The sequence below is a fragment of the Mucilaginibacter sp. P5_A6 genome (assembly GCF_056400585.1).
The window spans coordinates 1-21879 of sequence record NZ_JBFUKZ010000039.1; the positions used below are offsets into that span (position 1 = coordinate 1).

General features: G+C 40.2%; 10 protein-coding genes. 8 read left to right on the forward strand and 2 right to left on the reverse strand.

From position 1 onward, the window contains the following. Nucleotides 1-200: 200 nt before the first annotated feature. The 5 genes from AC1DO4_RS26450 (at nt 201) to AC1DO4_RS26470 (ending at nt 13615) form a co-directional block, all read left to right on the forward strand. Nucleotides 201-1814 carry a DUF6377 domain-containing protein gene (locus AC1DO4_RS26450; RefSeq protein WP_477420765.1) on the forward strand — a complete coding sequence of 538 codons (1614 nt, stop codon included), beginning with the start codon at nt 201-203 and terminating at the stop codon, nt 1812-1814. Between the two features lie 502 nt (nt 1815-2316). Next, the gene (locus tag AC1DO4_RS26455) at nt 2317-5340 is read left to right on the forward strand and encodes a SusC/RagA family TonB-linked outer membrane protein (RefSeq protein WP_477420766.1); all 3024 of its coding nucleotides are present in this window, start codon (nt 2317-2319) and stop codon (nt 5338-5340) included. Between the two features lie 10 nt (nt 5341-5350). Further along, complete coding sequence (locus tag AC1DO4_RS26460) at nt 5351-6889, forward strand: RagB/SusD family nutrient uptake outer membrane protein (RefSeq protein WP_477420767.1); 1539 nt, start codon at nt 5351-5353, stop codon at nt 6887-6889. Between the two features lie 73 nt (nt 6890-6962). Beyond that, the gene (locus AC1DO4_RS26465; protein ID WP_477420768.1) at nt 6963-10268 is read left to right on the forward strand and encodes a VCBS repeat-containing protein; all 3306 of its coding nucleotides are present in this window, start codon (nt 6963-6965) and stop codon (nt 10266-10268) included. An 8-nt stretch (nt 10269-10276) separates the two neighbouring features. Beyond that, nucleotides 10277-13615, forward strand: coding sequence for an FG-GAP repeat domain-containing protein (locus AC1DO4_RS26470; RefSeq protein WP_477420769.1), 3339 nt, complete (start codon nt 10277-10279; stop codon nt 13613-13615). A 9-nt stretch (nt 13616-13624) separates the two neighbouring features. Here AC1DO4_RS26470 and AC1DO4_RS26475 read toward each other — a convergent pair whose 3' ends face one another. Beyond that, nucleotides 13625-14554: a GyrI-like domain-containing protein gene (locus AC1DO4_RS26475; protein WP_477420770.1), complete on the reverse strand. Its 930-nt coding sequence runs from the start codon at nt 14552-14554 to the stop codon at nt 13625-13627. A 761-nt stretch (nt 14555-15315) separates the two neighbouring features. On the opposite strand from AC1DO4_RS26475, the gene tnpA reads away from it, so the two are divergent. From tnpA to AC1DO4_RS26490, 3 genes are all read left to right on the forward strand, one after another. Then, nucleotides 15316-15783 carry an IS200/IS605 family transposase gene (gene tnpA, locus AC1DO4_RS26480; RefSeq protein WP_477420771.1) on the forward strand — a complete coding sequence of 156 codons (468 nt, stop codon included), beginning with the start codon at nt 15316-15318 and terminating at the stop codon, nt 15781-15783. 520 nt (nt 15784-16303) lie between these two features. Then, nucleotides 16304-17632: a vanadium-dependent haloperoxidase gene (locus AC1DO4_RS26485; RefSeq protein WP_477420772.1), complete on the forward strand. Its 1329-nt coding sequence runs from the start codon at nt 16304-16306 to the stop codon at nt 17630-17632. Between the two features lie 154 nt (nt 17633-17786). Further along, nucleotides 17787-19826, forward strand: a complete 2040-nt coding sequence (locus AC1DO4_RS26490; RefSeq protein WP_477420773.1) for a glycosyl hydrolase family 95 catalytic domain-containing protein — start codon at nt 17787-17789, stop codon at nt 19824-19826. 142 nt (nt 19827-19968) lie between these two features. Here AC1DO4_RS26490 and treA read toward each other — a convergent pair whose 3' ends face one another. Further along, complete coding sequence (treA, locus tag AC1DO4_RS26495; RefSeq protein ID WP_477420774.1) at nt 19969-21561, reverse strand: alpha,alpha-trehalase TreA; 1593 nt, start codon at nt 21559-21561, stop codon at nt 19969-19971. Nucleotides 21562-21879 lie beyond the last annotated feature (318 nt).

Genomic DNA, 21879 nt, shown 5'->3' on the forward strand with positions numbered 1-21879 from the left:
GGTGTTAAATAACATTTGCACTATTGTATATATTTGAGAATATAAACCAGCAATTAAATTTTATGATAAAAACAAAAACAACTTAGTCATTTGCGATTGATTGGGACGGTTTTTTTGTGAAGTCGTATTTTGTAATATGCTTAAAGCGGCTTGCTGTTAAATAACTATTTTACTGTATAACATTATTGAGTATCTACAAAATGAAATATTACTTCTGCCTGTTTTTTTTATTAACAAGCTTTTCGGTATCTGCATTAAATGTTACAGACAATTTGATTGATGAGTTGAAAAATGAGATAGCCAAAAAAAATGTTTATGATAATAATAAAGAGTATAGAATACGAAAGTTAAAACTGTATCAATCCAGGCTATCAAAAACAGACTATGATGGTAACTTTTATACCTGGAACAAGCTATACAGCGAATACAAATCTTACCAGTTTGATTCGGCTTATGTTTATGTCGACAAAATGATAGCGGTAAGTAAACTTACGGGCAATAAACCCAGGGAGTATTATAGTTATGTAAAAATGGCTTTCATTTTGTTATCGTCGGGCATGTTTCATGAAGCTTTTTATTTTCTGAATAAAGTGGATGTAAAGGTATTAGACAATCCGGCTAAAATAGATTACTATGTTTTTTTAGGCAGGTGTAATTATGATTTGGCTAATTACAGCAACGATAAATATTTTACGCCAAGCTATATTGAAGCCGGTAACACGTTTACCGATTCGGCTATATCTTTTTGTGGTACCGACTATATAAGCCGTTATTATTTGCTTGGCCTGGAAAAGCAACAAGAAAAAAAATATGAGGAAGGTAAAGTATGGTTCAACAAACTGCTTGAAAAAAACATGCCTATAACCATGCACTTACGGGCAATGGTTTCCTGTTCRCTGGGTATGATTTATTTAGAGAACAACCAGCAGCAGCAAGAAGGACTTAATTTCATGATCCAGTCAGCTATAGCCGATATCAAATCATCAACAAAAGAAACTGTAGCACTTTATACCGTGGCCGATTTGTTATATAAAAATGGCAATATAAAAGATGCTTACAGCTTTATACAACTGGCACAAGAGGATGCTGATTTTTATGGAGCACGGCAACGAAAGATGCAGATTGGCTCAATTTTACCGTTAATTGCCGCCGCTGAGCTTAATAATTCCGAGCATCAAAAAAATAAGTTCCTGGCATTCCTGATCGTAATAACCGCGCTGGCATTGCTGGTGGTGTTTTTCCTGGTAATGATATTTAAACAGCTTAATAAGTTAAAAATAAAGGAGCGGATAATTGAGAGTAAAAATGCGCAGTTAAACGAAATCAATGGAAAGCTTATTGAAGACGCTAAAATTAAAGAAGAATATATTGGCCAGTTTTTTAAAGCCATTTCCGGATATATATTAAAGCTCGAGAAATTAAAAATATCCATAGATGCCAAGCTTTCTATGAAAAAGTACGATACTATTCATACCCTCATAAGTGGTATTGATATTAAAAAGGAAAGAGAGAACCTTTATTATAGTTTTGACCACATCTTTGTTAAGATCTTCCCAAATTTTATTGCTGTTTTTAATACCCTGTTTGATGAAAAGGATCAAACGTGGCCGCAGGAGGATGAAGTGTTAAATACCGATCTGCGCATATTTGCCTTAATTAGAATGGGTATTACAGATAATGATACAATTGCCAAAATACTGGAGTATTCTGTAAATACTATTTATGTTTATAAAATGCGGATAAAGGCAAAATCTTTACATCCCGAGCAGTTTGAACAACGTATCATGAATATTAAAGCATTTGATTTTAATTGAATTTTGAACTGCTTTTTTTATTCCTCAAGGCTCTAAAAGTAATGGTTTTGAATTGCTTTTAGGTTAAAAAAGTACTATAAAATGTAAAAAATACTTATATTTTTTTGATATTAAAAAAATATAAGTATCTGATTTTCATTTACTTGTGTTTTAAAAACTCAATAAATTTTTATATAATCGTTAAAAGAAACCTTTAAACGGCCTTATTGCACTTATTAGGTGTTTTTCTACCTCTATTATATCTAAATTGCATTGGATTTTAAGGTGTGATATTATAAACCATACATTCAACTACCTGTTACTTTAAAATTATTTCCTGTTAAACTTCTTTATTCCGGTATTAATTGGAGGTGTTTACTGTAACTATTTATGCCTATGTTTTTTGATTATCTCAATCAAAAATATGAACAGATGAAGGGCGTGTGGACTGTTTGGTACCTATAGTATTTAGCTTTAAAACTAAACCAGTTAATAAAACCAGTTCAACTAAATCTCAGTAATTATGCAATTTAAACACCTACTCAACGTATGTTTCTTTGCTGTTATTTTTCTTTTTTCGGGGACCGTTATGGCCCAAAATAAGATCATTACAGGTAAAGTAACCGACAAAAAGGATGGATCCCCATTAATAGGGGTTACAGTAAAAACATCAGTAACCGCACCGGGAGGTACTATAACCAATGCCGAAGGCGAATATCGTATTTCGGTTCCCGGAAACGCTCCCTCTTTATCATTCACCTATCTTGGTTACATAAGCCAAACAGTTAATATTGATAATCGCACAATTGTTAACGTTGCTATTGAAGTATCAAGTAAAGCTTTAAATGAAGTAGTTGTAATAGGCTACGGTACCCAGCGTGTACGTGACGCAACGGGTTCTGTAGCGTCATTAAGCCCCAAAGATTTCAATAAAGGTGTTATAGCAACACCAGACCAATTACTGCAAGGCCGTATAGCCGGTGTACAGGTAACCCCATCAAGCGGTGAGCCTGGCGCTGGTGCTACTATTGCTATACGTGGTGCGGGATCTATCCGCTCAAATGATAACCCGCTTTATGTGGTAGATGGTATACCAATAGACAATAGTGGTACGAGTGGTGGTTACGGCGTTGGCGCCGGTAGCTCATCGGCGCGTAACCCGCTGGCTTTTATTAACCCTGCTGATATTGAGAATATTTCGGTATTAAAAGACGCTTCATCAGCTGCTATTTATGGTGCGCGGGGTGCGAATGGCGTAATTTTAATTACTACGCGTAAAGGTCGTAAAGGTCAGGGAATTCAGTTTTCTGCCAACACCAGTGTGGCAAGTATAGCAAAACGTTACGATGTGCTGGGGCGTGATGCTTTCTTAAAAGCAGTTGCAAGTGTTGGGGCCAACGCGGGTCCTTCATCAAGTGGCGGTGTGGATTACGGAGGCAATACCGATTGGCAGGATCAGATTTTCCGTACTGCTATATCGCAAGCCTATAACCTTGGGTTTGGTGGAGCAAATAACACTGGTAGTTACCGTGCTTCTTTAGGTTATGATGACCAGCAAGGTACCGTAAAAAACTCCTCATTAAAACGCCTTAACGCGCGTATTAATGCTTCTCAATCGTTTTTTAATAGCAGGCTTAAGTTTGATCTGCAATCAACTTATTCAAACGTAAAAGATCAGTTTGCCCCTATTACAAATAATGCCGGTTTTAACGGTAGTTTAGTAGGTGCAGCCATACAATTGAACCCGACTGCTCCTGTATATGATGCCCAGGGCAGATTGTTTAATTTAAATGGTTATAACGATGCCGGATTTCCAACAGGCAACAGTTTCAGAAACCCGGTATCACTGTTAAACCAAATAGATGACAGGGATAACATTAACCGTTATTTGAATAACCTCACCATGACTTTGCGACTATTTGAAGGCTTGTCATACAAAGGAAATTTTGGTGCAGATATATCAAGAGGTTTAAGGAAAACTTTTTACGATCCCAAGGTTATTGGTTACACAGATGCGATTGGTATCCGGAATCAAAACTTCCCGTCTCCAACAGGTAATGGAACAGCTATTTATCAGTATAACAAGCTTACCAATTACACTACAGAGCATACTTTAAACTATGAGAAGAAGTTTAACAATAATAGTACAATTACCGCTTTAGCAGGTTATTCATATCAAACTTTCAAAAACTTTAGCCGTAACGAATTTGGTTTTGGTACTTCACAAACAGGTGTATTAGTTAAAAACTATAACGATTTTAAAACTCACCTGGCTTATCCGGTGGGTGATAGCTCAAGCTATAAGTTACAATCATACTTTGCGCGTGTTAATTACTCTTACAAAGATCGTTATATCCTGACAGGAACAATCAGACGGGATGGATCGTCTCGCTTTGGAGCAAATCATAAATATGGGAATTTCCCCGCTCTTGCGGCTAAATGGCGTGTGACCAGCGAAAGTTTTATGCCGAAAGAAGGTTTCTTTGATGATTTGAGTTTAAGGTTAAACTTCGGTAAAACCGGTAACCAGGAAATTCCATCTTATGCGTCACTGGCTGTAAGCCAACTTGATTATCATGGCGCCAATCCACAAATATATCAGCAAAACCTCGATCTGAAATGGCAGGCCAATACAACTTATGGTGCCGGTATTGATTTTTCGATCATAAAAAGCCGGCTAACAGGCTCGGTAGATTATTTTAATAAATCAATCAGCGATCTGTTATTTTACCAGGATATTGCACAGCCCACTAACTCTCCCAAAATATATAGAAACCTGGACGGAGATGTTATCAATAAAGGTATTGAGGTTGGTTTAAACTTTGCTGCAGTTCAGGGTAAGTTTACCTGGGACATTGGTTACAACATGACCTTTATTAAAAATACCTTAAAAAACTTTCATAACTATATAGTTACAGGAAATATCGACGGACAGGGTTTGTCAGGCGCATATGCGCAACTTATAACCAATGGCCAGCCACTGTACACATTTAACGTACCGAACTACGCAGGTTTAGATGCTAATGGATTTTCCATCTACCCACAAGGTATCGATGTTTCAACGTTACAAGGTAGTCCAAACCCTAAGTTTACAGCGAGCTTAACTAATAATTTTACTTATAAAAACTTTAACCTTAGTTTCTTCCTTAATGGCGCAACCGGTTTTTATATTTACAATAACACTGCTAATGCTTTCTTTTACAAAGGCAACCTTGTAAGCGGCCGTAACGTAACTAAGGATGTAGCAGCATCTAACGAAAATCCGCTTAACTCAGGTGAAGTATCAACCCGCTTTCTTGAAAAAGGCGATTTTTTAAGATTAAGCAACGCTACAATTGGTTATACTTTCCCGCTTAGAGGCAGCAAAATTAAATCCTTAAGGGCATCTTTAACAGGTCAAAACTTATTTCTTATAACCAACTATTCTGGTTTAGACCCGGAAGTTAACACCGACAAACAGAGGTCCGATGTGGCTTCAAAAGGTATAGATTATACCTCGTATCCGAAATCAAGGATATTCACCTTAGGCATAAACGCAAGTTTTTAAAATTACGAAAATGAAAAATATAATCTCACGAGTAACTATATGTAGCATTGTTTTAATGACCGCTGCAGGTTGCGCAAAATTGGATGAGAAACTTTATGGCTCAAAATCCATAACCTCGGCTGGTGCAGGTGCCGCCGAGCTTGGAGGTGTTTACTCACAGTTAAATGGACAGTCCGATCAGGCAAATACTTACGCTTTACAAGAGCACCCTACAGACGAAATGATGGGTCCAACCCGTGGTACAGACTGGGGAGACTTTGGTACTTGGCGTAAGTTACATACGCACACCTGGACACCAACGCACAATCAGGTTAATGATACCTGGGATCAGTTAAACATAGGTGTATTCCGTGCAACTCAGGTTTTTACTAAAGCATCGGATATTAGTATTAAAGCCCAGGCAAGCTTTTTGCGTGCTTACTTTATGTTTCAGGTTGTTGACCTTTACGGCCAGGCACCATTCCGCGACCCTAATTTGCCTTCCTCATCTATCCCGACTGTTATGAGCCGTGCAGAAGCTACTGCTTTTATTATAAAAGACCTTGAGTATGCCGAAACAAATCTTCCTGCAACATCTGCTAACATCGGCGTTGCTAACAAGATAGCGGCAGAGGCTCTGTTAGCAAAAGTGTATCTGAATAAGGCGGTGTATACTTCTGCTACTGTAGGTGGCCCTTTCACGTTTGCAAAGGCAGATATGGATAAGGTTATTGAATATGCCAATAAAATTACCGCAGCGGGTTATTCTCTTGAACCTGCCGGTAAATACTTCCAGGATTTTGCATGGGATAATTCGGAACAATCTCACGAAAATATTTTTGGTATATACAATACAACAACAAATGCCCCGGGTTCTGCAAAAAACCGCTGGAGAATGGGTTTACATTATAACCAAACACCTGATGGCTGGAACGGCTTTACTACACTTGCCGATTTTTACAACTCATTTGAAGCAACTGATGAACGCCGCGGCGTTGCGTACCCAGGCTTAACTGATAAAGTTGGTTTAAGAGCGGGTTTTGCCATTGGGCAACAATATGGCCCCAATGGTAAGGTTTTAACCCAGCGCAGTGGTAAACCACTAATATTTACCCCCGAAGTGGATCTTAACTTCTCTACCGAAGCTCAGGGTATCAGGGTGTTTAAATACTTCCCTCAGCCGTCTGCAAACAATACAGTTAATGATGATAACTCATCTAACGACTACGTAATTTTGCGGTACGCGGATGTGTTACTTGAAAAGGCCGAAGCTATTATGCGCGGCGGTACCGATCCAAACGGACAAACACCATTAGCAATTGTAAACTTGTTACGTGTACCTCGTGGTGCCAGTGCTCTATCATCTGTTGACGCTACCGTTATGCTTGCCGAAAGAGGCCGTGAGCTTTATTACGAAGGATGGAGAAGAAATGACCTGATCCGTTTTGAGAAATTTAATGATCCGGTTGATCAGCGCCCTAACAAAACCGATAAAATAAGAACATTGTATCCTATCCCACAACGTGCTGTGGATACTAACCCTAACCTTAAACAAAACGCAGGTTATTAATATATTGAGATTTATTTGATTGAAGAGAACGTAGCGGGTAATTTTCCGCTACGTTTGTTTTTTATAAGTGCGTATGATACTTTTTAAACGATCTGCCTTTTTTGTTTTAACTATTGGCGTAATGTTGTGCGCCTGTAATGGTGGCCATAAGCCAACTTTGTTTTCGCTACAATCAAATGACGATTTAGGTATAAACTTTATAAACCAGTTAAACGACCAGAACCGTACCAACGTATTTACATATCGTAATTACTACAACGGGGGCGGGGTAGCTATTGGCGATATAAATAATGATGGACTTAACGATGTTTACCTTACCTCGAACATGGGGGGCAACCAGCTTTATATTAACAAAGGCAACTGGAAGTTTGAAAACGTGACTGCTAAAGCAGGGGTAAAGGGTACCAAATACTGGAGTACGGGCGCTACCATGGTTGATATTAACGGCGATGGCTGGCTTGATATTTATGTATGCCACAGCGGTAATGCCCGCGGCAAAGAAAAAGGGAACGAATTATTTATAAACCAGCACGATGGTACGTTTAAAGAAGAATCCGAAAAATATGGCCTGGTAGATAACGGTTTATCAACCCAGGCCATATTTTTTGACTATGATAACGATGGCGACCTGGATTGCTTTGTATTAAATAACTCTTTCAGGCCGATAGGCTCATTTGATTTTAATAAGGATTTAAGGTCTGTGGTTGATGAGTTAGGTGGCGCACGCCTTTATCGTAACGACGGCGGACATTTTGCCAACGTAACTAAACAGGCGGGCATATATTCCAGCGATATAGGCTTTGGCTTAGGCGTTTCTGTTGCTGATATCAACCAGGATGGCTACCCGGATATCTATGTTTCCAATGATTTTTTTGAGCGCGATTACTTATACATTAACCAAAAGAACGGCACTTTTAAAGAAGATATCCAAAATGAAACAGGTCACCTTAGCCTCGCTTCCATGGGATCTGACATTGCCGATATCAATAACGACGGGCAGTATGATATTTTTACTACCGAGATGCTGCCCGAAGGAGATAAACGCCTTAAAAAAATGAGCTCCTTTGAATCGTACGATGTGATTAAAGCAAAACAGCGGGATGGTTATTATAACCAGTATATGCAAAATTGCCTGCAGGTAAATAATGGCGATGGCACATTTTCAGAAACGGCTTTTTATTCGGGAATAGCGGCTACCGACTGGAGCTGGGGGGCGCTGATGTTTGATATGGATAACGATGGCTGGAAAGATATTTTTGTATCAAACGGGATTTACAAAGACCTTACCGACCAGGATTATATTGAGTTTTTGGGCAACCGCGATAATATGGCCAAAATAGCCGAAGGGCGCAACAAGTTTGATTTTAAAGATTTTACCGATAAAATGCAATCGACCCCGGTATCAAACTATGCCTATTTAAATAACCATAACCTGACATTCACCAACAAATCGGCCGATTTTGGTTTGGATAAACCGTCATTCAGTAATGGCTCCACCTATGCCGATCTGGATAATGATGGTGATAACGACCTGGTGGTTAATAACGTAAACTCACCCGTTTACGTTTATAAAAACAATGCCGAAAAGAATGGCAACCACCACATCCAATTAAAATTAAAGGGCAGCGGTTTAAATAGCTTTGGGGTAGGTACAACTATTAAGGTTTTTATGAAAGGCAGCGCGCTTATTTATTATAACCAGCCTACCCGTGGTTTTCAAAGCTGTACTTCGCCCAATTTACTTACCATTGGTATAGGTAAATATAAACAGGTAGATTCTTTACAGATCATTTGGCCGGGTGGTAAATACCAGCTTTTACAAAATGTTAAAGGCGATAAAGTTTATACATTAAAACAAACCGACGCAAAACTTAATTACAACTGGAACAAGGCTGTTGTAAAACCGCAATTTGCTGATGTAACCAAATCTATTTTTGATAGCATCCCAAGGCACAAAGAAGACGATTTTATTGATTTTGATAATGAACGCCTGATGCTGCAGATGTTATCAACCGAAAACCCCTATATGGCTAAGGGTGATGTGAATAATGACGGATTAACTGATTTTTATTTCGGCAGCTCAAAAAATAGCTTTGCTGCTATCTACATACAACAAAAAGATGGCAGGTTTAAACAAACCATCCCCGATGATTTTAAGAAACAAGAGTATCTTGAAAACGCAGGTGCCGTATTTGGCGACTTTGACGGTGATGGCGACCAGGACCTGATCATTGGTGTTGGCGGTAATGCCGATGAAGCCGAAACTCCAGTTTATAATCCACGGTTTTATGAGAACGATGGTAAAGGTAATTTCCATCGTAATGCAGATAAAACGTTACATGCCGCTGTTAATGCATCAGTCATCTTATCATGCGATTATGATGGCGATGGCCACCCCGATCTGTTCATTGGCGGCAGGAGCGTTCCCGGCCTTTATGGATGTTCGGCAAAATCATATGTTTTTCATAATGATGGCAAGGGGCACTTTACGGATGTATCCGCACAGGTGTTGGGCGCAAATACCAGGCTGGGTATGGTTACCGCCGCCCAATGGGCCGATTTAGATAAAGACGGTAATCCCGACCTGGTAGTTGCCGGTAACTGGATGGGCATCAGGATCTTTAAAAATTTTAAAGGGAAATTTACCGAAGACAAACAGCTGGCCAATTACAAAGGCTGGTGGAGCAGTCTTGAAATTGCCGATGTTAATGGTGATGGAAATTTAGATATTATTGGCGGCAACATAGGCTTAAATTCCAAGTTCAGGGCATCGTTTACCGAGCCTATGGAAATTTATGTGAAAGACTTTGATAACAACGGTACAAAGGAATGTGTTACATCAATGTACAGAAGCGATAACGTAAGTTATGTTTTTCATATGAAGCCCGATCTTGTTGGTCAGCTGCCAATATTGAAGAAGCGCTTTTTGCAATATATAGATTACGCAGGGAAACCTTTTAACGAAGTTTTTACAAGCGACATGCTCGCGGGTGCCGAAACACATGAGATGAATTTTTTGACTTCGGCAGTATTTTTAAATAATGGTAAAAAGTTTACCTGTAAGCTTTTACCGGCCGAGGCACAGCTTTCAATGGTTAACACTATTTTATGTGATGATATTGATAATACAGGCAATGTTAAAATAATTTTAGGGGGTAACTTTTACGGCTTTAAACCAGAAATTGGCCGGCTTGATGCAAGCCATGGGCTGGTTTATCAATATAGTAAAAATGGGTTTAGCTATTTTCCTTCCTCAAAAACAGGATTTGATTTAAACGGACAGGTGCGGTCGTCATTAATCATCAAAAATGCAACGGGCAGCAAGTATTACCTGTTTGGTATTAATGACCAACCGCTTAAAGCATATAAATTACGTTAATATTAAAGATGTCGCTACTTACAAAATATATACCTGTACCGATGAAATTGCTTTGCTTCCTGTTTTTTATCGGGATTATTTGCCTGGGTGCCTGCAAACCTAAAAAGACCGGCGATGGGGCTTTTAAATTACTATCTGCAGATGAAACAGGAATAGGCTTTGTAAACAAAAATATTGTATCAGATTCTGTAAATATTTTAGATTACCTGTATTTCTACAACGGCGCAGGCGTAGCCGCGGCCGATTTTAATAACGATGGGCTACAGGATCTGTATTTTGTATCAAACCAGGGCGAAAACAAGTTTTATTTAAATAAAGGCGGTTTAAAGTTTGAGGACATAACGGCTAAAGCAGGTCTTGCCGGTACAGGCAACTGGAAAACAGGTGTTACTGTAGTTGATATCAATGGCGATGGCTTAAAGGATATTTATGTATCTGCAGTATCGGGCTATAAAACATTTAAGGGCAAAAATCAACTATACATCAACAACGGCAATCTTACCTTTACAGAAAGCGCTGCCAAATATGGGCTCGATTTTGCAGGTCTGTCAACACAGGTTTCGTTTTTTGATTATGATAAGGATGGCGATCTGGATATGTTCCTGCTTACATCTTCTGTACATAGCAACGATACTTATGGCGATTCCACCTTAAGATTTAAATACAGCCATGATGCCGGCGATCACCTTTTCCGCAACGATGGCGGGCATTTTACAGATGTTACCCAAAAGTCGGGTATTTATAGCGCCCCCATAGGCTACGGACTTGGCCTCAGTATCGGCGATCTGAACAATGATGGCTGGGATGATATTTATGTAAGTAACGATTTTTTTGAACAGGATTATTATTACATCAACCAGCACGATGGTACTTTTAAAGAACAGCTTAAAAGCGCCTTTGGCCATACCAGTCTGTTTTCCATGGGGAATGCTATCAGCGATATCAATAAAGATGGTCATTTGGATGTGCTCACCACAGATATGCTGCCCGAGGATATTAAAGCATTACGATCAACCATAAATGACGAGCCATTGGATATTTATAACCAGGAAGTTAACGCGGGTTATTATTACCAGTATTCAAAAAACTGCCTGCAGTTAAATGTAGCAAACGGGAGCAAGTTTGTTGACATGAGTTTATACAGCGGCGTATCAGCTACCGATTGGACATGGTCGCCCCTGGTGCAGGACTTTGATATGGATGGCCGCAAGGATCTTTTCTTCTCCAACGGGATAAAAAAGCGGCTCAATGATATGGATTATCTTAAATACCTGGGCAATCCGGGTGTAATGCAGGAGTATAAAACCAGCCGTGTTTTTGATAAAGATAAGATCAACATGATGCCCGATGGCGCGGTGCACAACTTTTTTTATCACGGTGATGATCTGCTTAAGTTTACCGATGCTTCATTTACAAATGATATGCAAAAGCCGTCAATCTCTGCGGGCTCGGTAGCGGTCGACCTGGATAACGATGGCGACCTGGAAATAGTAACCAATAACATGGATGAGCCGGCTTACCTGTATAAAAATACCACTATGGAAATCCGGAAGGATGATAAGCCGGGCTATTTAAAGTACGCTGCTAAGTATATCAAAGTTAATCCGGATGGTATTGGGACTAAATTTTTCCTTAAATCGGGCAACCAGCTTGATCACCAGGAAATTCAAACCAGTAATGCTTATGAAAGCAATCTGAGTAACGAGCTGATTTTTACCTTTTTACCTGGCGATAAACCTGCTGAACTTTTAGTGGTATGGCCCGATAATAGCTGGCAGATAGTAAAGAATTTTAAACCAGGTGCAAAAACAACAATCACTTATGATCGTAAACAGGTACAGTCGGCGGATAATATTTCATCAGTAATAGATGCTTTCATCAGCAATAAAAAGCAATTTGATTATAAACCTGTGCAGGCTAAACTTTTGGCCAGTGTAAAAACTTTTGATACGCCCGACTTTAATTATTATTCGTTGTTGCCGCATACCTATTTGTTGCATACCCCCGCTATTGCAGTGGCCGATGTTAATGGAGATGGCTATGATGATATTTACGTAGGTGGCTTTACAGGCGAGAATAGATACCTGCTTGCCGGAAATAAGGCTGGAGGGTACGATAAGGTAAAAGTGGCCGGATTTGAAAAGTTTAACGAATATGGGGATGAGCAGGCAGTTTGGACCGATGTAAATAATGATGGCAAGCCCGATCTGGTTATCATTAGCGCCAATCACCCGTTTTTGGATGATGACAAAAAATTGCCGCCGCGTTTATACATCAATAAAGGAAATTTTCAGTTTGAGTATAAGGCGCTGCCAAAAATTGCTAATCAAACCTCAAAAATTGCTGTGTTTGATTTTAATGGAGATGGGTTGAACGATATATTATTAACAGGAAGCACATCATATAAAGATTATACTGCTAAAGTACCATCAGTTATTTTGATAAATAAAGGTAATGGTAATTTCGACGTTAGCCATGATAAGACCTATGCCGAAATTACAGCTATTCAATACATAACCAGCGTCACCAAAGCTGATATTGACCATAACGGCAAGGTCGACCTGGTAATAACTGCCGAGTGGCAGCCTATTCAGATCTTTTTAAATGATGGCAAAAAACTCAATAAATTTTCTTCCGGGGTGTTGGATAATGAAAAGGGCTGGTGGCAATCGGCATTAATTACGGATATGGATGGTGATGGTAAAGCCGACCTGGTGGCAGGTAACTGGGGTACAAACAATAAATATAATGTAACAGCAGATCAATCGCTGTATGCTTACAATACCGACCTGGATAAAGATGGAAAAAATGATTTTATATTATCCTATTTTATTAAGGGACAATATTATCCTTTCAGACCAAAGAATGACCTGGAACAGGAACTGCCTTATCTGAAAAAAGAGTGGCTCAGTTATCAAAAAATGGCCGATAAAACCACGTCCGAGATCTTTAAAGATAAACTGGATGATAATAACCGCTTAAGTGCAAACCAGTTTAATAGCATTTTTGTGAGCGATGTATTGCATGCTGCTACATTTAAAGAGTTGCCATACCTGTACCAACAGGCCCCCATCCGGTCTATTGTCCAGGCAGATGATAAAACAGGGGATGTACTGCTTAATGGCAACTTTTGGGGTGTTGTACCTTACGAAGGTAAATATGATGCTTTGGGTTTGGTTGGTTTGCATTATAACAAACAGCAAAAACAGTTTTCGTCCCCCGGATATCTGATTAACGCGGCCTTTAATTTCCAGGAACTACCATATATTTCAACCATAAAACGGGCCGGATCAACAGATTATATTATTGTTACTTATGATGGTAAGGTAATGCTGGTTACCAAATAGTTTTCAGGATTAAAAAATAGGGGCGTATATTTTGGTCACCCATTTCGATGTGTCTTTTTCAACAGCTCTGTCGGTGATCAATGATTCAAAAGGCATGGCCGGCGCTGTTAAATTATGGTCTTTCATGTAAGCTTTAACCGCGCTAAAAGCATCATTTATCGTATTGGGGCCTCCTTTTACCTCGGCTACCAACAAATTGCCGCCAGCTACCAGGTTATTAATTAATGATTTTTGATTTGGCTTAATATTTTTATTGATAGGCAGAGCAACAGTAACCTGGTACTCCTTATTATCAACTTTTGTAACATTAAGCATAGGAAAATTGGTTAATGTGGCGCCTTTAGTTTTAGCCTGTAACTTTAGGCTGTTAACTGTTTCGTAAATCGTTTGCACATCCGGATAGTTAACAGAGCTTGTGATGGCAGTAAGCAATGCGTGATCTTTTATTTTTTCTATATAAATTTTATAACCATATGCTTTTTTCTCATCCTCCAAAAATGATTGGAGGTGCTTTAAAATCTCGGTTGTTTTGGCTTTAAGAGCCTGGGTGTTTAAATAATTTTTAACCCTTTGAACAGGATTAAGGCTATTTTGTAGTTTAGTGTGCCAGGTTATTTTCACAGCAAAATCATCAGCCAGATAACTGATCTCGCTATTGAGTTTTAATTTGCCCTTTTGCAAAGTAACATGTGCTCCGCCGTTGGTGGTTTCGCTGATATAAAAATGGATGCCCTCGTAATCAAACCGGCTATTATTGATCCTGGCGCCGGGCCACCATTTTTCCCAGTGTTCCCGGTGGGTTAAAAACTTAGCAGCGATAGCGTCAGATGCATCAATGTTAACCTGGTTATTAATTGTTAAGGTAGACGGGATTATTAAATATATTGCTGCTATAATAGCCGCAGTAACTGCTAAAAGTATAAGTACAATTCTCTTCATTTTGGTTCAGTGGGGGCGTAAATCTAAGGATAGTGAATCATTTTTTTGCACGTGAAATGGAATAATCCAGGTGGTGGAACATAAGTAAACAAGGTTTTTATAAATAGTGCCGGGTTCCTGCTCCAGAGGAGCAGCAGCTTTGTAGAAAATAATATGCGTAGTTCCTGCTCCAGCGAAGTAGCAGCTTTGTAGAAAGATCGTCCTGAATAAGCATATTGAAGGTGGTGCTCCTCTGGAGCACAAGACACCTCGTTGTCTGTCTACAAAGCTTTTGCTCCTCTGGAGCAACTCTGAATCATTTTTGCACGTGGAATTGAAATAAGCCGATGCAAAAACATTTAAATAAATCGTATAGTTCAGATGGTGGAATGTATTTAAACAAGTGGAATTTTTATGAATAATACAGCGCTCGTGCTCCGGAGGAGCAGCCGCTTTGTAGAATTTTTATGAATAATGCGTAGTTCCTGCTCCAGAGGAGCAAAAGCTGTGTAGAAAGATTTTAAACAGCCCGAATAAGCACATTGAATAGTGGTGCTCCTCTGGAGCACAAAACGTCGTTGTCATTCTTTTCCTACAAAGCTTTTGCTCCGCTGGAGCAGCTCTGAATGATGTTGCGTTCCTGCTCCGGGGGAGCAGCATCTTTGTAGAATTTTTATAAATAATGCGGAACTCTGCTCCAGAGGAGCAGCAGCTTTGTAGAAAAAAATATAAATTTGATTTTAGAGCTCCAGAGGAGCTCGACTTATTGAATATTACCCGCTATGTCTGTCAACAATACCTATACACAACTCTACATCCATTTTGTATTTGCTGTTAAATACCGCGCCGGATTACTTAATGAAGATTGGGACGAACGCTTAAGGCTTTATATGACCGCAATTGTTCAAAACAATGGACATAAGATGATAGCCATAAATAACATGCCCGATCATATGCATCTGTTTATTGGTTTAAACCCCAAACAATCCATTTCCGATTTAATGAAAGTGGTAAAAAGCGATTCATCCGAATGGGTAAACAAAGAGAATTTAACCATCGGCAAATTTCAGTGGCAACATGGATATGGGGCTTTCAGCCATAGCCGGTCGGAGGTTGACAAGGTGGTGAAGTATATCTTAAACCAAAAAGAACATCATCAGGAGAAATCGTTTTTAGTTGAATATAAACAATTGTTAAAACGCTTTGATATTCCATATGAAGAACAATACATTTTCAAACTGCCCGAATAAACTTCTCCGATAGGGTTGTGCTCCGCTGGAACACACAATCTCTGCTCCCATTTTTTCTACAAAGCTATTGCTCCCCTGGAGCAGCTCTGAACAATTTTTTTGCACGTGAAATTGAAATAAGCCGATGCAAAAACATTTAAATAAATCATATAGTTCAGATAGTGGAATGTATGTAAACAAGTGGAATTTTTATGAATAATACTGCGTTCGTGCTCCGGAGGAGCAGCAGCTTTGTAGAATTTTTATGAATAATGTCTTCTCCTGCTCCAGAGGAGCAGCAGCTTTGTAGAAAAAAATATAAATGTGATTTTAGAGCTCCAGCGGAGCTCAACTTATTGAATATTACTCTACTGTAGCCCCTGCTTCAGAGCAGCAATAGCTTCGTGGACCCTATGTCAAAAAACAAAAATTTATATGCTGATGGATATCGTAAAAAAGCCTATATTGGCTGTTGATCCAATATAAAAACCAGCGGATTTTGCCCCGATATTCCGTTTGCTTTTAACCTATGTTTAAAATTATGAGACTCTTTCTATTTTGTATTGCAGGAATGTTGTTTTTATTCGCCTCCTGTAAAAATCCCGACTATCAAAAAGTTTTGCATGATCCTGAATTGTACCGCGTTACAGTAAAAAAACTGAATGATATTGTATTGGAAAATAACTTTCCGCCGGTTACTGCTTCACGTAATTATGTATATGCCAACATAGCTGCCTACCAGGTTATCGCCGCAGGCGACCCCAAACATTTCAGGTCGTTATCGGGACAAATAAAACACCTGTCGCCAACACCGTTACCATCAAAAGATACTACTGTTGATTACCAGTTTGCATCCTTATTGGCATTTTGCTATGTGGGTAATGCGGTAACGTTTCCGGAGGGAAGTATGGATCAGTATGTTGATGGCCTAAAACAAAAGGCCAAAGACGCCGGCATGCCCGATGATTTGTTTGAGGGATCGGTAAATTATGCTAATAAAGTAGCTAAATTTATTATGAAGTGGAGCAAGGGCGATAACTATTTAAAAACCCGGTCGGCAAGTAAATATACTGTAAAACAGCAGGATGGCCGCTGGATCCCGACACCACCCATGTATGCGCAGGCTTTAGAGGCGCATTGGGGCGAGATACGGCCCATGATACTTGATTCCACCGCTCAATTTATACCGCCAGATCCGCCGGTGTTCGATATAAAAAACAAGAACAGTAAATTTTACCTGCAGGCTGTTGAGGTAAAACAAACGGTTGACAGCCTTACCAAAGAGCAAAAACACGAGGCCGATTTTTGGGATGATAATGCCTTTAAGCTCAATGTAGTGGGGCACGCTATGTTTGCCACTAAAAAGTTTTCGCCGGGAGGCCACTGGATGAATATTACCGGTACGGTAACAAGGGCCAAAAACCTTGATTTTAATACCACCGTAAGTGTATACGCCGAAACAGCCATTGCTTTGTTTGATGGCTTTATCAATTGCTGGTATTTAAAGTACCGGTCAAACTACGTAAGACCCGAAACGGTGATCATCAAATACATTAATGCCGACTGGCGCCCATACATCCAAACACCGCCATTTCCTGAATACAGCAGCGGGCACGCGGTAATATCATCAGCTGCTGCCGAAGTGCTTACCAGCAGGTTTGGTGATAATTTTGCCTATACAGATTCATCCGAAATGGAATTTGGGATTGCCCCTTTATCTTTTAAATCTTTTAGAGAGGCAGCAAAATCGGCCGCAATGTCCAGGGTTTACGGTGGTATCCACTTTAAAAATGCCTGCATAATAGGCAATAAGCAAGGCGCAGAAATAGGGCAGCTGGTGGCGAAAAAGCTTCAGCTGGAAATTAAATAGTTAGAGATCAATTAATTGAAAGCTGTTTAAACTTTAATCAATAATGCTTTTATACGTACCTAAATCATATACCCACCTTCATTCTCTCCTTCAGAGTCTCGGGATCTTAATACTCAATGACGGCCCATTTATTTATTACTAAACCGCATTTTATATGAAAAGACTATCAAAATGGTTTTTATTGCTAACCTTATGTACTCCATTTATAGTAAACGCTCAAACTATTGATCCATGGACAGTTAAGGCCGAAAAAATAGACCCGGCCAACTATTACGGGATCACTGTAGCCAATGGGATGATCGGTATTGTATCGGCACCCGAGCCTTTTAAGGTGAAAAATGTGGTATTAGCCGGTGCTTATGATCTTTATGGCCGTGGCCGGGTTAGCAATTTTTTAAACAGCTTTAACCTGCTTAACATGTACCTTGAGATTGATGGTAAACGTATCGACGCAAAAAACATCAGTAATTTTAAACAGGAGCTGGATATGCAGCATGCCGCGTTTACCACCACATTTGATTACGGTGATAAGGCTACTATAAAATATACTTATTATTCCCTGCGCCAGCTGCCATTCACTGTTTTGATGGATGTATCGGTAACGGCCAAAAAGGCAATCAATATTACATCGGCGAGCGTGATGGAAGCGCCCGACGCGTTGAAAGAGGTACAGAACTATTACAATGAAATTGATCGGCCGCATGTTACCATCAGTCTTTTAACATCAACTGCAAAAAGCCCAACGGGTAAAATGCAGCTATGCGCTTCCACCTCGTTTTTGTTTAATGAACCGCATGGGCAGGAACCCCGCATTATTCACGAAATGTGGGATAATAACATGCACCTGATGAAATTCAACAAAGCTGTTGCCGCGGGCGAAACTTATAAATATGCCGTTACAGGTTCATCAATAACATCTGTCCACCATGCCGATCCCTTGAACGAGGCCGAGCGCCTTACAATTTTTGCCAAACTGGAGGGCCGCGACCGCCTTATAAAATTTCATAACAAAGCCTGGGACGATTTGTGGGCCAGTGATATTCAAATTGAGGGCGATGCCCAGGCACAGCAGGATGTGCATAGTATGCTTTATCACCTGTACTCATTCTCACGTGCGGGTGCAGCTTATTCACCTTCACCAATGGGGCTTTCGGGTCTGGGTTATAACGGTCACGTTTTTTGGGATAGCGACATTTGGATGTACCCTGCCATGCTGGTACTACACCCCGAAATTGCTAAATCAATGGTTGAATATAGGTTTGAACGACTGGATGCTGCCCGTAAAAATGCGTTTTCGCATGGTTTCAAAGGGGCTATGTTTCCGTGGGAAAGTGCTGATAGCGGGGTAGAGGAAACACCGGTTTGGGCATTGAGCGGGCCGTTTGAGCACCATATAACTGCCGACGTTGCCCTGGCTGCATGGAATTATTATTGTGTAACGCAGGATAAACAATGGCTGCGTGAAAAAGGTTGGCCCATACTATCTGCAACTGCCGATTTTTGGGCAAGCAGGGTGGAACGCAATGGCCCGGGCCGGTATGACATTAAAAATGTGGTAGCTGCTGACGAGTGGGCCGAAAACATTGATAACAATGCTTTTACCAATGCCGCTGCAAAGGCCAACCTGCAAAACGCGACTGCGGCTGCTAAAATATTAGGCGAGAAAGCTGATGCCGACTGGCAGGTAGTTGCTCAGAATATCCCGATCCTTAAACTGGATAATGGCGTAACCCGCGAGCATGCCAGCTATAACGGCGAAGGCATAAAACAAGCCGATGTAAATCTGCTGGCCTATCCGCTTAAAACAATAACAGATCCTGCCCAAATAAAAAAGGACCTGGAATATTATGAAACCCGCGTACCGAACGAAGGAACGCCGGCTATGACGCAAGCTGTTTTTGCTTTACTATATGCACGTATAGGTAATGGCGATAAAGCTTACCATTTTTTTAAGGATGCTTATGAGCCAAACCTTAATCCGCCATTTAGGGTTATTGCGGAGACTAAGGGAGGTACAAACCCATATTTTGCCACAGGTGCAGGTGGTATCATTCAAAGTTTACTAATGGGTTTCGGCGGCTTGGATATCACACCGACCGGTATTGTACAGGTTAAAAGCAAACTGCCATCCAACTGGAAGTCATTAAAAATTACCGGTGTTGGGGTAAGCAAGCAGAACTATACAATTAGGTAAGAGTTTTTTTTAAATTTATAAATATTTAGGAAGTTTTAAAACTTCCTAAATCTGGTTTATGGCAGCTATTATTCTTCTCATAACTCGTCGCCGAATTTTGCAATTCAGGACTATTAAGCCACAGAAGTTTTTGATGCGAAGTTCAATTCTGATTCTCTGGCAATCCCTTTGATTCCTGCGCCGGGTCAAAATGGTAACGGTTCATAAGATGGAGCAATACCCCGTTGGTCCAGCCAAAGCCATCCTGTAGGGGGTACTCGCCGCCGCCGGCTGTTAATTTTGTATCAACCACGTTATATTTCTCCAACAGTTTGCCGGTTTGTTTAAACACACGGATGTTTAGCCTTAACCAACGGGTAGCAATTTCTTTTGCCAGTGCGTTGTAATGGTAATTTTCTAAACCATCAATGGCCATGTATTGTAAAGGTGCCCAGCCGTTGGGTGCATCCCATTGCTGGCCCGAAAAATTAAGCGTAGTAACCAGTCCGCCCGGTTTCAGGAAATTGTTTTTTAATCCTTCGGCTACAAGTCTTGCTTGTTCCTTTGTAGCAATTTTAAATTCCAGCGGGAATTCGGCTGCAAGGGTAGGTACAGTTGATAACTGCTTTAGCCGCAGGTTATAATCATCAAACCAGCCGGTTTTTGGGTTCCAGCAGTATTTTAATATCGCGTTTTTCCTTTTATCAGCTTTTGCCTGGTATAACCTGGATAGTTTTAAATTACCGCTTTGCTGATAGCAGTGAGCAATGGTAAGTTCGAGGTTATAGATCAAACAATTCAAATCAACAGGAATAAGATCAGTTGTTTGTATAGTGGCCAACTTGCCCGATGCGTCAAACCAGCGGGTACTAAAATCCCACCCGGAAGCCGCTGCCGCTCTTATATTGTGATAGAATTGAGGCAGTGGTTCTTTGGTTTCTTTGGCGGCATCTACATCTTTTACGTATGATTCTTCGCGGGGCTGGTCGCTTTCGTCCCAGTAACGGTTCATGAGTTCGCCGCCGCGCATCCTTGCTGCCCTGTGGGTAGCAGTGTTTGCTTTTAAATTGGCAGATCCCAGCATCCAGTAATTGTATTCCTTTATAAGCTGCGGCCTAAATTGGTTTAATACCTGTTTGCCTTCGTTTTTGGCCAGCAGGTTTACCATCATGGCAAAAAATGGTGGCTGCGAGCGGGTAAGGTAATAGCTGCGGTTGCCGTTGGGGATAAAGCCATATTTATCAATAAGATAAGCGAAGTTCTCCACCATATTGTGGATCACTTTAACCTGGTGACTTTCCTGTAGCCCCAGCATGGTAAAATAGGAGTCCCAGTAATAGATCTCCCTGAAACGCCCGCCGGGAACTATATATGGGTTAGGCAGCGCCAATGTTGATGAGTTTGGTTTTGCTTCATCTGGCCGCCGCTGTAAAACCTGCCACAAGGTGTCAATATGCTTACGGATCCCAGTTTCAATATCGGTTTGGAAAGCATTATGGGAGATAGGCATATCAAAGTTTGCCAACACAAATGCCTTCAGGTCAAATCCCGGCTTGTCTTTTTGGTCATGATATGCTTTCATGATCAATGTGGGATCTTGCCTGGGCACAGCATCCACAAAAGTTTTATTATCCGGGAATATATTTGATAATTGTACAGCCTCAAACAAGCCGGGGTATTGTTGCCGCGGAGTTAAAATTTGCGATTTAACACCGAGCGTGAAAAATAAAAATGCAAGTAAAAAAAATCTTCTCATTATCTTTTTGGTGTACCTTTTACAGGATAAGGTAATTGGTGTATAATAGTGTATAAATTTAATATTTTTTGAAAGAAATATAGGTTAAATCTTGATAATTCTCTCCCGCTTTTGACATAATAACACGTAGATATGGAGCCTTGCAAGCTATTATAAATCCAATATACATGATCGATCCAAGCTGTTGCACGGGCTTTGTTGGATGGGGTAATTTTAATTTGTCTTTAATTTAAAAGCATAAAATTTTCCATCGGGTGTAACAATAACACCTACTTAAACATCTATATAAAAATTATATCCGAATTTAGCGGCTGCTAT

Excerpts from the sequence above, each read along its gene's own strand:
- AC1DO4_RS26460 (WP_477420767.1), top strand. The coding sequence starts at position 5,351 with ATGAAAAATATAATCTCACGAGTAACTATATGTAGCATTGTTTTAATG.
- AC1DO4_RS26455 (WP_477420766.1), top strand. The coding sequence starts at position 2,317 with ATGCAATTTAAACACCTACTCAACGTATGTTTCTTTGCTGTTATTTTT.
- treA (WP_477420774.1), bottom strand. The coding sequence starts at position 21,561 with ATGAGAAGATTTTTTTTACTTGCATTTTTATTTTTCACGCTCGGTGTT.
- AC1DO4_RS26490 (WP_477420773.1), top strand. The coding sequence starts at position 17,787 with ATGAAAAGACTATCAAAATGGTTTTTATTGCTAACCTTATGTACTCCA.
- AC1DO4_RS26465 (WP_477420768.1), top strand. The coding sequence starts at position 6,963 with ATGATACTTTTTAAACGATCTGCCTTTTTTGTTTTAACTATTGGCGTA.
- tnpA (WP_477420771.1), top strand. The coding sequence starts at position 15,316 with ATGTCTGTCAACAATACCTATACACAACTCTACATCCATTTTGTATTT.
- AC1DO4_RS26485 (WP_477420772.1), top strand. The coding sequence starts at position 16,304 with ATGAGACTCTTTCTATTTTGTATTGCAGGAATGTTGTTTTTATTCGCC.
- AC1DO4_RS26470 (WP_477420769.1), top strand. The coding sequence starts at position 10,277 with ATGTCGCTACTTACAAAATATATACCTGTACCGATGAAATTGCTTTGC.
- AC1DO4_RS26475 (WP_477420770.1), bottom strand. The coding sequence starts at position 14,554 with ATGAAGAGAATTGTACTTATACTTTTAGCAGTTACTGCGGCTATTATA.